This is a genomic window from Streptococcus sp. k-628, from assembly GCF_013277475.1.
Classification (GTDB): Bacteria; Bacillota; Bacilli; order Lactobacillales; family Streptococcaceae; genus Streptococcus.
Genome location: NZ_VMMZ01000071.1, coordinates 1 through 13,015, shown reverse-complemented (window position 1 = coordinate 13,015; position 13,015 = coordinate 1). Strand labels below are relative to the sequence as shown.

Genomic DNA, 13,015 nt, shown 5'->3' with positions numbered 1-13,015 from the left:
TTATCTTTCTCCATTATATCACATCTTTTTCATTTTAAAAATAAAAATTCTTGTGCTACAATGAGATGAGAAAGAATTGAGGTTATTTATGGACATTTGCCATCAAATTTTAGAAAAAATCAAAGAATACGACACGATTATCATTCATCGTCATATGAAACCAGACCCAGATGCTTTGGGAAGTCAAGTGGGCTTGAAAGCTCTTCTCAAACATCATTTTCCAGAAAAAACCATCAAAGCCGTTGGTTTTGATGAACCAACTCTAACTTGGATGGCTGAGATGGATCTTGTTGAAGATAGTGTCTACCAAGGGGCACTTGTTATCGTCTGTGATACGGCGAATACTGCTCGTATCGATGATAAGCGCTATCGTCAAGGTGAATTTCTCATTAAGATTGACCACCATCCAAATGATGATGTATACGGTGACATATCTTGGGTAGATACTAGTTCAAGTAGCGCTAGTGAGATGATTACCCTATTTGCCCAAACAACCCAGCTGGCCTTGTCAGATCGCGCTGCTGAGTTGCTCTTTGCAGGAATTATTGGTGATACAGGCCGCTTCCTTTATCCTTCTACGACTGCACGGACTCTTCGCCTGGCTGCTTATTTGAGAGAACATAACTTTGACTTTGCGGCTCTCACTCGCAAAATGGACACTATGAGCTACAAAATCGCTAAACTTCAAGGATACATCTACGACCATCTGGATGTGGATGAAAATGGCGCGGCGCGCGTTATCCTGAGTCAAGAAGTCTTGAAACAATTCAATGTTACCGATGCTGAAACTGCAGCCATCGTAGGTGCACCTGGACGCATTGACAGTGTGAGTCTTTGGGGAATTTTTGTAGAACAGGCTGATGGCCACTACCGCGTTCGCTTACGCAGTAAAATCCATCCTATCAATGAAATCGCCAAGGAACATGATGGTGGAGGCCACCCTCTAGCAAGCGGTGCTAATTCCTATAGCCTAGAGGAAAACGAAATCATCTACCAAAAGTTAAAAAACTTGCTTAAAAATTGATAAAATACTTGCCAAACTTTTCAGAATCTGATAGACTAGTATGGTAACAATCTATGGCTCGCAAAGAGACCATGGCAGAAAGGAAATATTGCAAAATGAAAAAAGATATCCATCCAGAATATCGCCCAGTTGTCTTCATGGACACAACTACTGGTTACCAATTCCTTAGCGGTTCAACAAAACGCTCTAACGAAACAGTTGAGTTCGAAGGCGAAACTTACCCATTGATCCGTGTGGAAATTTCATCAGACTCACACCCATTCTACACTGGACGTCAAAAGTTCACTCAAGCAGATGGACGCGTGGATCGTTTCAACAAAAAATACGGTCTCAAATAGTGATAAAAAGACAGCTTCGGCTGTTCTTTTTTGTTTCTTGAAATCAACTACTGTTTTCATGTTCAAAACTCAAAAAAACTTTGAACTCTAGCTAGCCACACAATGGTTTCTAGAGAACAAAGTTTTTTCTTGCCTAAAAAGTATAAAAGATATATACTAGCTATATATAGTATAGATTGGAGATATACCATGACTACATCACTTACTAAGCAATACAATTTTAAAATCAATGAATCATCAATGGAACAAGCTAGAGCTATCATCAAGGAAAAAGGAATGACTATGACGGATGCTATTAGTCTTTTTATCGAGCAGATTGTTCTCGAACAAGATTTGCCAATAAAAACTGCAGAAGATTTACACTGTGAACGATTGATTCAGGAGCTACAAGCCCAATCTGAACGCGCCTTAAGAGAATATGAATCCGGACAAGGAACTTCCCTAGATGACATGAGGCTACGATATGACTTATAAAGTGATTCTATCTACTGAAGTGAGTCAGGCAATTGACAGTATCCATAACTACATCAGCACTGTTCTTTTATCACCCCAGTCGGCTAAAAATACTGTAGCCAGAATTTTAGACGGCTTAAAAAGTTTAGAAACTTTTCCTGAAGCTGGCTTTGATGCAGATGAAAAAATAGGACTAAAAATCAACAGTAAGTACCCTACGCGAGGAAAAATTATCGGTCAGTATATCTTGCTTTACTTTATCGACCAAACTCAAAGAGCTGTTTTTCTTTCCCACTTATTCCACACCAAAAGTGACTATGTTACCTTGCTCCAAAGCAAAAATAACAAAAACTCAAAATCATCATTTTAATGTCCACCACTCTCTTAATAACCTTGTACTTATAAGGAACACAGTCTTCATTTTAACTAAAAAATAAAAAAACTTTGCACTCTAGCTAGCCACACAATGGTAACCAGAGTACAAAGTTTTTTTATCTGACAAGATTTAGTCTTCCTTATCTTGACTTTCAGTTCCTTTAACTGCTTTTTTAAATTCAGATAGCATTTTACCGATTGACTCGCCTAGTTCAGGCAATCGTTTTGGTCCGAAGATCAAGAGAGCTCCTAAAACGATAATAATCAATCCTGGTGCTCCTATATCACGTAAGATTCCCATTTCTCGCTCCTTTCTGCTTTCGTTTCATAATATATTTGCTGATAGCTATACTCAATTCATAGAGTAAAATCAAGGGGGCAGTCATTGCCAAATCGCTGACAAAGTCAGCTGGTGTCAAGATGACTGCAAGTACCAATAAGATAAAATAAGCATATCGGCGATAAGCAATCAACCATTCTGGTCCAATGAGTCCAATCGACGTCAAAAAAGCAATGATAACTGGCAATTCAAAAATCAATGCCAAAGGCAAGGTCGTTTGAAAAACAAAGGACAGATAATTTTGGGCGGTTAACTGCGTTTCAAATAATCCCTCTCCCAACCCTAATAAAACCTGAAGTAAGGCTGGTGTTACAAAGTAAAAACCAAAAGCCAGTCCAACTAGAAAACAAAGGAAACTAGCTGGAATATAAGCAAAAACTGCTCTAGCCTCTTCCTTCTTTAAACCGGGTTTAATGAAAGACCAGATGTGATAAATTGTGTAAGGCAGGGTAACGGTAAAGGCCATCAGACTAGCCAAACGTATGTAAATCCATAAAATATCATTGGGCCCTAAAACAATCAATTTTTGCTGAAAAGATTGGGTCACATACTGGTAAATCTGGTCTGCAAAAAGCAGAGAGACACAGAATACCAAAAAGAAACAAATGACTACTGCCAATAATCTCTTTCTAAATTCTACCAGATGTTCAACGATTGTCAATTCTTTTCTATCCATTTATTTTTCACCCTGTCTAAAAGTGACAATCAAGACAATGACAACAAAGATTAGCTGGCTAGTCAAACCCTCCCAACTTGGATAAATTCCAAGTAGGTCGATAGTTGGAAAGTCTGTCAGCAGGTGATTTGGTGCCATATTGGTCAACTGAAGAGCATGGACACTAACCCCCAGCATCTTGAAGGCTAGGGCATAAATCATCCAAGTCAGGATAAAGAAGACCTTATGTGGCAGGAAGAATTGACTGGCCTTGTTCATCACAAGGGCAATAATTATCAGAACCAGTAAGGCAAGTGAAATTCCCAAGACAAATTCAAAGCTAGAAATCCTTGGTAAAATCCCAACATAAAAGAGAATGGTTTCTGCTCCCTCACGGAAAACAGCTAGAAAACTGAGAGCAAACATGGAAATAAAAGATCCTGTCTTAGTCACTGTTTCCATTTGTGACTCCATAAAGGTATTCCATTTTTTGACTGAGGATTTGCTGTGGAGCCAGATTCCAATCAAAATCATCATAGCTACTGCAAAAATCCCCACTGCTCCTTCTATGATTTCTCGATTGGAGCCTGATGTTACTGCTGGAAAGGCTATTTGCAGGATGAAAGCAATGACCAGACTGGCCATAATTCCAGTGATAGAACCACCATAAACCCACTTGAGCCCTTTTCGCATCTTGGCTGCTTTCAAGGTCGTCACCAAGGCCATGACGATTAAGAGGGCCTCTACTCCTTCTCTTAGAAGAATCAGCATAGCATCAAAGGCATTGTAACGTGCGCTAGTATCAATTTGTGATAAATCTGCTATCAGTTTTTTTAATTTTTCTTGGTATTCCTTCTCACTTCCCTTGACCATAATCACAGGACTTTCACTTTCCACTCGTGTATAGAGGGAAGGATTGGTCGTGCTAACAGAACCCTCAATCGTTGGCCAAATGGTAATAAATTCCTTCATACTGGCTACTCCTAATGCTTGGTCACCAGCTTGGAATTGTTCCAAAGCCTTCTTCAAAAGGGCAATACCATCTTTAAGACTCAAATCAGAAGATGCTTCTGCAACTTCTTTTCCACTCACAAAATCATCAATAGCCTTTTTTAAGTCCTCAAAGGAAGTCTGGATGGAGTTGAAATCTGTAGGCTCGGTTTCCATACTACTACGCAAGAAAGAAATAGCTGTTTCAACACGGCCATAATGGGCTGTACTATTGTCACGAACCACACTTTCATTGATAGTCCAAGTGGAATTCATTTTCTTAAAGGCTTCACGAACCTTTTCCAAATCTTTGGAGGCAATGGCCTGTTCCAAAGCTTCAAAACGAGGACTTAGGCGGTTGACCAATTTTTCCTTTTCCGCATCTAGGTCAATAGGATTTTGTTCTTTTTCAAAGGCTAATAAGGCTGAAGAAATTTCGGTGAGTTTATCTTCAGTAATCTCTCCAGATAGAGCTAACTTTTTCTTAACAACCTTACCAGCCTCAGAACTGCTGTCTTCTACTCTTTCGAAGTCTGATGCCATCTCTTGAACAAGTTTCTGAGCCTCAGATTGATTCCCATTTTTGACCGCTTTAGAAGCATCTGTGATTTTCACAAAGTAAGAACTCAAGCTTTCTTGGGCACCTGCTGGGGAAAGAATTAAAAATGACAAAGCTAAAACTAGTAACCAGCTTTTAGCCTTCCAATAATTTCTGACCAACGTAGCCTCCTTTCTCCACACCACCAAAGCAAGCAAAGAGTCCACTACCGATGTGAGTGATGTATTCATTCATCTTATCAGTAGCACCTAGATTGGTTTGAACCTTGACAAAGTTATCAGGATCCTTCTGGAAAGAAATGAAGAGCAAGCCTGTATCAAACTGGCCAGTCTTTTCATCAATCCCATCTGAGTAAGAATAAGAACGACGTAAAAGTGGCTTATCCACTTCTTTGGCCAAACGAACATGCGAATCATCAGGCAAAAGACTCAAATCCACTTCATCAAACTCATTCTTCTTACCAAAGGGGGCACCACTTTCCTTATAACGGCCAAATGTATTTTCTTGTTCTTCGAGACTAGTGCGATCCCAGGTCTCTAAAAACATTTGAATCCGACGGACTGCCATATAAGAACCATGTTCCATCCAGTCCTTACTATCAGCCCAGATAACACGGTCAAAGTCTTGCTCCTTGGTTGGATTTGCTGTCCCATCTTTAAAACCAAAGAGGTTACGCGGAGTCTCCATTCGATCTCCGATGGCAGCAAAACCAGACTGACTCCAACGAAGGGTCACTGCATTTCTCCCCTTACGAATGAGATTTCGAATAGCATGAAAGGCAACCTGCTCATCATCTGCACAGGCCTGGATGACAATATCCCCACCAGTATATTTTTCACGCAATTGCTCCTTAGGAAAAGGCGGCAAATCCCTAAACACTTGAGGACGCTTGTTTTCCAAGTTCATCTTTTTCAAGAAACTGGCAGACACACCAAAAGTCAGAGTCAAGCGATGCGGGTTAAGCCCGACTGTCTCCCCAGTATCGCTAGGAGGTAAGAGAGCATTCTGTCCATCTTTTTTGACCAATTCCCCCTCAACCAACTTAGCACTATAATCCGTCCAATCCTTGAATAGTTGGATAATCTTATCTCTATCCGTCGTATGCAAGTCCAAAACGACAAAATAGATATTCTTTTGCATGGGCGTACTAATCCCTGCTTGATGCTTGCCATAAAAAGCAATTTTTTCATTTCCGTACGAGATTTTTTCCTGACTTCCTAGCTTAGGTGCGAAAAAAGCAGAAGCACCAGAGAGTCCTAGCGCTAAACCAGCCCCTCCAATCCCTGCTTTTTTTAGAAATTCTCGACGGTCCATTTTCTTCTCAAAAAACTTTTCGTCTTTTTCAGTCATGACTCTTATTCTCCACTAAGAAATTTACCCATTTGTGACAGAGGTTCACCAAGTTTTGTCACAGCTTCTGACAATTCTTTGGTATCTTCTTTTGTCAAATCAGTATAGAGTTTGTAGTGTTCCTTATCTGTCATGTGTTTATCCAACAAACTATTGACAGACTTGAAGTCTGCTTCCAATTCTTTAACTAGGTTAGCATCTGATTTTTCAAGTAAAGGTTTAAAGAGTTGGAAAATCTTCTCAGCACCCTCAATATTGGCACGGAAGTCATACAAGTCTGTATGAGAATAAATTTCCTCTTCCCCTGTAATCTTGCTTGTTGCCACTTCGTTAAGCAAGTCAACTGCCCCAGTCAGCATAACCTTGTAGTCCACATCAACAGTTGCAATCTTAGCTTTCAATTCCTTGATATCATTGACCAACTGATCGCCATAGCTTTCAGTCCCTTTAGTTGTATTGTCTTCCCAAAGAATACGCTCAATACGGTGGAAACCTGACCAGCCTTCCTCTGTCTTGTTTTCATCCATGTAGTCTGCTAAACGGAAGTCAATCTTGACATCTGACTCACCAAAACTCTCGGCAATCGGTTCTGAACGCTCATAAGACATACGAATCAGTGGATAGACCTTCTTAGCTTCTTCTAACTTACCTTCTTTCAAAAGTTTGACAAAGCCTTCCGTATCTGTCAAGAGTTTATCGATTTGCTCTTGCACAAAAGTCTTATAGTCAGCAGTGGCCTTATCAAGCATTTTTTGCTTGTCTTCAGACAAGGCTGTCACCTTAGATGAATCGGTTGTATCTGCTGATTTTTCAAACCTAACAGCACAAGCTGTCAATAGCAAGGCTGAAGATAAAAGGACAAAACCTAGTTTTTTCATTGTATACTCCTATTGGTTCAGGAAACCTGAATTAATTTTACGTTTCATTATACCATGTTTTCACTCATTTTTCAATAAATTTTCAGACAATTTAATGTTATGAATAGCATTACAAATGCAAAAAACTAAGCCTAGGACAATCTCCAAAGCTTAGTTTGATCTAGTTTCTTAATTTCCAGCGTAATATTTTTGAATTCCTTTAATAATGCCTTCAACTAACTTATCTTGGTATTGATCACTACGGATTCGTTGGTTTTCTTCTGGATTATCCATATAACCCAATTCTAATAACACAGCAGGTTTCGCAGTCTCACGAAGAACAGCGAAGGTGGCTTGCAGAAGTCCAGCATCTCTAGCTCCTGTCTCGGTTAAGAGAGATGAATGAAGGTCAGCTGCCAAACGATTACTTTCACTTATACGGTCTGGATTATTATGCCAGTACTGATTAATCTTGCTCGGGTAACCTGCATCTTCCTTATAAGAATAAGTCTGTATTCCCAGATTCAGTGTTGTGTCATTCCCAGTAGCGTTAAAATGAATACTAATAAAGAAGTCTGCATTCGTTTTATTTACCATACGAGAACGCTCCGTCACAAAGTCAACATCCATATCACTATCACGAGATGTTAAAACTGTATAGCCAAGTTCTTCTAAACGTTTCCGTAATTTACGAGAGACCTGTAGATTCAAATCTTTTTCAGCTATTCCATAATAATAAGCACCTGAATCACGTCCACCATGCCCAGGATCTAGGAAAATAGTTTTACTATAGCGCCCCTTTTCAAATCCTTTTGGAAGTTCTTGCACCCATTTACCATTATCTTTGAAAAAATGGCTGCTTCCATTAATAGTATAAGTTCCAGTTACATAAACGCCATCTTCTTTAAGATAATACCAAGCTTTGTAATCCTGATCATAAATCCACTCTTTGTGAGCCATATAGCCACCAGATTTTAGATAGTAAGAGCCTACCCATTGCTGTTCAGCATAGTGCCCACCTGACTTGAGATAAAACCAGCTAGAGTAGCTCGGATCGTACACCCATTCTTTATCTGCCATAGCCCCACTGGACTTCAGGTAATAATTTCCCTTCCAGGTATTAGCCATCATGGTACCATTTTGATCAAATGCATACCATTTACCATTGATTTGACTCCATTGATTAGACAGATATTTTCCTGAGCCATTGGCGTAGTACCACTTGTTAGCCATCTGATACCAGCTATTTTCAAGTAAGTAACCATTCTTATCAAATAGGTAGCCTTCATAAAGAGTATCTGTAAATTTGACACCCGTTTGACTATAATAAGTCCACTTCCCGTCTTCTTTTACCCAACCAGTTTGTAGCTTAGACTCAGTAGGAAGAGTTGGTTTTGTCTCCTGCTCACTCGAACTAGGAGTCGTTGGCTGATTTTCTGTAGCTACTTGAAAAGGACTTGCAGAGCTAGTAGTTGAACCACCGATAGAGTTATTCGTAGGATGACTAGCATCATTAGCTAAAACTGTTTGGCTAGTGAATCCAAGAAGAGCCAGAGCAAGAATCGTAAATTTCTTATATGATTTCATTTATTTAACCTTTCTAGGGGAATGGAATCCCTGTGTTATTGAGTTCTTTAACTTCCTTGATGAAGGAAGATTTGTTCTACATCCTCTAAACTATAATTTATATGACATCATAGAGTGTTTAGCTTATTTAAAGATGTGAAACCTAAAAAGTATGGCTAAGTTGTAACCTTAAAAATTCAATTTCTGAACACCTAATCTCGCTTCAGATAGTTATCGAACAAGTCGAGTAGATTTCATTAAAATCATCTATTTATATTATACACCAAATTTAAGAAAAATTTTTGCAAACATCTAAATTTAAAATAAATCTAGTCCCTAGCTATACCGAATTTTAGTTTACTCTGCCCAGTAGAGATGTTATAATAAAAATAGGAGGACACAAAATGAACAATAAAACTAAAAAGTTCACACTTGCTACAGTTTTAATACTTTCCTTGTTAGGAGCTGGAACTCTTACATCACAATCAGTAGCTGCTAATGATAGGCTGGTTTCCACTCAAGCAATCAATGGTCAATCCTACAATATCTTAAACTCTGAGGTCACTAGTGCTTCTTCTGGTACTACTCTAGTTGGGATTGAAGGGACTTTCTTAACGCCAGATAAACAGGCTATCTTAGACCGTATCAATGCCATTCGAAAAGAGGCAGCAGATGAAGGTCTAGTTACTAGCTATGTTCCTATCAAATGGTCAACTGCACTAGAAAAAACTGCCTTTGTTCGTGCAGCAGAAGCTTCGATCACCATTGATCACACACGCTTGTCTAGCAAGGATATTTGGACTTCCTGGCCTGCAGGAAATTTCTCCCTTTCAGAAAATTTGGCTTGGAACTACAATGGATTTATGAAGGCCATCCAGCAATGGTATGATGAAAAAGCCGATTATGTTAAATCTCGTAGTGGTGTCAGTGTTACAGGTCAAACTGGACACTACGAATCCTTAATTAACCCAAAATTGACCTATATGGGGCTTGCAGCCTTTGAAAACCCTGTCACTCAAAATGGATGGATTACCGTTGCACAAAGTTTCGGAACAGCATCTGGTGGCTCTGAAGAATTAGCTGGTGGTTATGGAAAGGCCATTCAATATACAGAAGCAAATTCTTCTCAGACTCAAACATTTGCAACTAAGGCGAATCTTTTTGACAAAGACTTAAAGGCTATCGGAACTCATAAAACCAAAAATGAAAATACAAATTCAAGTCAGAAAAATGGGTTCAATCATTCCCAATACTTCGGAAGTTGGATTCAATCAAACGGACATTGGTGGTTTAAACACAATGACGGCTCATACACGAGTAATGGATGGGAAAAAATAAATAGAACTTGGTATCGCTTTGACAACTCTGGCTGGATGCAAACTGGCTGGATAAAAGACGGTAGCTGGTACTATCTCGACGGTTCAGGCGCTATGAAGACTGGTTGGCTCAAAGATAATGGTAGCTGGTATTATCTTGATAGCTCAGGTGCTATGAAAACAGGCTGGATGAAAGTATCTGGTAAATGGTACTATGCCTATAGCTCTGGTGCCCTAGCAATCAATACGACGACCCCTGACGGTTATCGTGTTAATTACAATGGGGAATGGGTAGGATAATTTAACTATAACAAAAAGACTCTATACTATCTCACAGTGAGTAATCTTCACTTTCAGATAGTATAGAGATTTTTATTTACCTAGTACAGGTCTTATCTTAGGCATTTATAACAAATTGAAACAAGAGTGGGACAAAAGAGCCTCGTAAAAGGTATTTCAACTTAGTAATACCTTTTTGAGATGCTTTTTGATATGAGCCCATATTTTCTCAATAGGATTGTACTCAGGTGAGTAGAGAGGAAGAGGTAAAAATTTATGCCCAAACTCTTCACATAAAAGTTCTAGCTTCCCCATTCTATGGAATCTTGCATTATCCATAATAATAACTAATGGTGTATTTAATGTTGGTAAGAGAAACTTCTGAAACCAAGCCTCAAAAAAGTCGTTCGTCATCGTCTCTTCGTAGATCATTGGAGCGATTAACTCACCATTTGTTAGCCCTGCAACCAAAGAAAATCCTCTGATATCTTCTTCCAGATACTTTACCCCTTATTAACTGACCTTTTAATGAGCGACCATATTCTCGATAAAAATAAGTATCGAATCCTGTTTCATCAATATAAACAGGTGCTAAGCGCTTTAAACTATTAAAATTCTTAAGAAATAAGGCTACTTTTTCTGGGTCTTGTTCATGGATAGTATAGTACTTTATGGTTACCGAACAAGTCTAATGAAAAAATTCCGATGATAGTTCTAAATCACAATAACCGCTTGGGTTCCATGATCCAACTCCAGCAAGACATCTATACTTGTATAGAAAATCCTGCCCTGAATAAGGGGATGTAAATATTGCTTTCCTCCAAAATGGTCATAGTTTTGCTGGCAAATCTAACATATCACGGATAAATTAACAAGTGATTTCTGAATTGCTAAACATTTTCTTTTCTTATACCATATTTTCAGATTTTCTCTTTGAGAAAGATATTTACAAGAAAAAGGTTCGTTTTTTTATCTATTTTCAAAAAATCCCAAAAACTGAATTGAAAGAATTTTTAGAAAATTTCTGTTTTTTTCTTTACAGTGAAAAAAAATTCTGATATAATGACTCATGTAATAAAATATGACAATAAAAGGAGAACGATATGACATCTGCTAAAGAATATATCCAAAGCGTGTTTGAAACTGTAAAAGCTCGTAACGGGCACGAGGCTGAATTCCTCCAAGCTGTTGAAGAATTTTTCAACACTTTGGAACCTGTATTTGAAAAACACCCTGAGTATATCGAAGAAAATATCTTGGCACGTATTACTGAGCCTGAGCGCGTGATTTCTTTCCGTGTTCCTTGGGTTGACCGTGATGGAAAAGTTCAAGTAAACCGTGGCTACCGTGTTCAATTCAACTCAGCTGTTGGACCATACAAAGGCGGACTTCGTTTCCACCCAACTGTAAACCAAGGGATCTTGAAATTCCTCGGATTTGAACAAATCTTTAAAAATGTCTTGACTGGACTTCCTATCGGTGGAGGTAAAGGTGGATCAGACTTCGATCCTAAAGGTAAAACAGATGCTGAAGTGATGCGCTTCTGCCAAAGCTTCATGACTGAATTGCAAAAATACATTGGGCCATCACTTGACGTACCTGCTGGTGATATCGGTGTAGGTGGACGTGAAATTGGTTATCTTTACGGTCAATACAAGCGTCTTAACCAATTTGATGCTGGTGTCTTGACTGGTAAACCTCTTGGATTTGGTGGTAGCTTGATTCGTCCAGAAGCAACTGGTTACGGTTTGGTTTATTACACTGAAGAAATGCTCAAAGCTAACGGTAATAGCTTTGCTGGTAAGAAAGTGGTCATTTCAGGTTCTGGTAACGTAGCCCAATACGCTCTTCAAAAAGCGACTGAACTCGGTGCAACTGTTATCTCTGTATCTGACTCAAATGGTTATGTCATCGATGAAAATGGTATCGACTTCGATCTTTTGGTTGATGTTAAAGAAAAACGTCGCGCTCGTTTGACTGAATATGCCGCTGAGAAAGCAACTGCAACCTACCACGAAGGTTCTGTATGGACTTACGCTGGAAACTATGACATTGCGCTTCCATGTGCGACTCAAAACGAAATCAACGGTGAAGCAGCTAAACGTTTGGTTGCTCAAGGCGTGATCTGTGTATCTGAAGGTGCCAACATGCCAAGCGACCTTGATGCTATCAAAGTCTACAAAGAAAATGGTATCTTCTACGGACCTGCCAAAGCTGCCAACGCTGGTGGTGTAGCCGTTTCCGCCCTTGAAATGAGCCAAAATAGCCTTCGCCTCTCATGGACTCGTGAAGAAGTTGATGGACGTCTCAAAGACATCATGACAAACATCTTTAACACAGCTAAAACGACTTCAGAAACATACGGTCTTGATAAAGACTACCTTGCAGGAGCTAACATTGCTGCCTTTGAAAATGTAGCAAACGCTATGATTGCCCAAGGTATTGTTTAAGATTCATTTGCTTAATCCTCAATCGCTCTGATTGGGGATTTTTAGTTGAGTTAGACAGTTGGGAAATTCTAATTTAATTAAATTAAATGAAATAAAAACCAAACAACTTGATTACGGAATTCACACCAATTTCTAACAATGTTTTATAAAACTCGGTGGACTATTCTAAATTCAATCTATTTTATACTCTTCGAAAATCTCTTCAAACCACGTCAGCGTCGCCTTACCGTATGTATATGATACTGACTTCGTCAGTTCTATCTGCAACCTCAAAACAGTGTTTTGAGCTGACTTCGTCAGTCTTATCTACAACCTCAAAACAGTGTTTTGAGCAGCCTGCGGCTAGTTTCCTAGTTTGCTCTTTGATTTTCATTGAGTATGAGATGCTGGTCTTTATCACATCCTATCTAGCTAAGCGGATACGCGTCACGATTCCATCTGGGTCTGTCACTTCTAACTGAGT

At 39.1% G+C, this 13,015-nt stretch carries 12 protein-coding genes and 1 pseudogene; 6 read left to right on the top strand and 7 right to left on the bottom strand.

All coding sequences use genetic code 11. The features are described from left to right. Positions 1-88: 88 nt before the first annotated feature. The 4 genes from HT730_RS08390 (at position 89) to HT730_RS08375 (ending at position 2,185) form a co-directional block, all read left to right on the top strand. Positions 89-1,024, top strand: coding sequence for a bifunctional oligoribonuclease/PAP phosphatase NrnA (locus HT730_RS08390; protein WP_173307321.1), 936 nt, complete (start codon positions 89-91; stop codon positions 1,022-1,024). Positions 1,025-1,119: 95 nt separating this feature from the next. Next, the gene (locus HT730_RS08385) at positions 1,120-1,362 is read left to right on the top strand and encodes a type B 50S ribosomal protein L31 (RefSeq protein WP_000710764.1); all 243 of its coding nucleotides are present in this window, start codon (positions 1,120-1,122) and stop codon (positions 1,360-1,362) included. Between the two features lie 189 nt (positions 1,363-1,551). Then, positions 1,552-1,836 carry a type II toxin-antitoxin system RelB/DinJ family antitoxin gene (locus HT730_RS08380; RefSeq protein WP_173307320.1) on the top strand — a complete coding sequence of 95 codons (285 nt, stop codon included), beginning with the start codon at positions 1,552-1,554 and terminating at the stop codon, positions 1,834-1,836. Continuing rightward, positions 1,826-2,185 (top strand): type II toxin-antitoxin system RelE/ParE family toxin, encoded by a 360-nt coding sequence (locus tag HT730_RS08375; protein ID WP_173307319.1) that lies wholly within the window; start codon positions 1,826-1,828, stop codon positions 2,183-2,185. Before HT730_RS08380 ends, HT730_RS08375 begins: the two co-directional genes overlap by 11 nt. 135 nt (positions 2,186-2,320) lie before the next feature. Here the strand turns inward: HT730_RS08375 and tatA are convergent, their stop codons facing one another. The 6 genes from tatA to HT730_RS08345 form a co-directional block, all read right to left on the bottom strand. Continuing rightward, positions 2,321-2,491: a twin-arginine translocase TatA/TatE family subunit gene (gene tatA / locus HT730_RS08370; protein WP_173307318.1), complete on the bottom strand. Its 171-nt coding sequence runs from the start codon at positions 2,489-2,491 to the stop codon at positions 2,321-2,323. Further along, positions 2,475-3,206 carry a twin-arginine translocase subunit TatC gene (tatC, locus tag HT730_RS08365; protein WP_173307317.1) on the bottom strand — a complete coding sequence of 244 codons (732 nt, stop codon included), beginning with the start codon at positions 3,204-3,206 and terminating at the stop codon, positions 2,475-2,477. The genes tatA and tatC overlap by 17 nt, the downstream gene beginning before the upstream one ends. Continuing rightward, on the bottom strand, positions 3,207-4,895 hold the full coding sequence (locus HT730_RS08360) for an FTR1 family protein (protein WP_173307316.1): 1,689 nt from the start codon (positions 4,893-4,895) through the stop codon (positions 3,207-3,209). Further along, the gene (gene efeB, locus HT730_RS08355) at positions 4,870-6,084 is read right to left on the bottom strand and encodes an iron uptake transporter deferrochelatase/peroxidase subunit (RefSeq protein WP_173307315.1); all 1,215 of its coding nucleotides are present in this window, start codon (positions 6,082-6,084) and stop codon (positions 4,870-4,872) included. Before efeB ends, HT730_RS08360 begins: the two co-directional genes overlap by 26 nt. A 5-nt stretch (positions 6,085-6,089) precedes the next feature. After that, the gene (efeO, locus tag HT730_RS08350; RefSeq protein WP_173307314.1) at positions 6,090-6,962 is read right to left on the bottom strand and encodes an iron uptake system protein EfeO; all 873 of its coding nucleotides are present in this window, start codon (positions 6,960-6,962) and stop codon (positions 6,090-6,092) included. A 168-nt stretch (positions 6,963-7,130) separates the two neighbouring features. Continuing rightward, a complete protein-coding gene (locus HT730_RS08345; protein ID WP_173307313.1) occupies positions 7,131-8,528 on the bottom strand; it encodes an N-acetylmuramoyl-L-alanine amidase in 1,398 nt (465 codons plus the stop codon). Between the two features lie 383 nt (positions 8,529-8,911). Here HT730_RS08345 and HT730_RS08340 point away from each other — a divergent pair, with 383 nt between their 5' ends. Continuing rightward, positions 8,912-10,123: a CAP domain-containing protein gene (locus HT730_RS08340; protein WP_173307312.1), complete on the top strand. Its 1,212-nt coding sequence runs from the start codon at positions 8,912-8,914 to the stop codon at positions 10,121-10,123. 156 nt (positions 10,124-10,279) lie between these two features. On the opposite strand, the pseudogene HT730_RS08335 reads toward HT730_RS08340, so the two are convergent. Further along, a pseudogene (locus HT730_RS08335) lies at positions 10,280-10,763 on the bottom strand (transposase); the annotation flags it as partial. A 442-nt stretch (positions 10,764-11,205) separates the two neighbouring features. On the opposite strand from HT730_RS08335, the gene gdhA reads away from it, so the two are divergent. Then, positions 11,206-12,552, top strand: a complete 1,347-nt coding sequence (gene gdhA / locus HT730_RS08330; protein ID WP_000199543.1) for an NADP-specific glutamate dehydrogenase — start codon at positions 11,206-11,208, stop codon at positions 12,550-12,552. Positions 12,553-13,015: the final 463 nt, after the last annotated feature.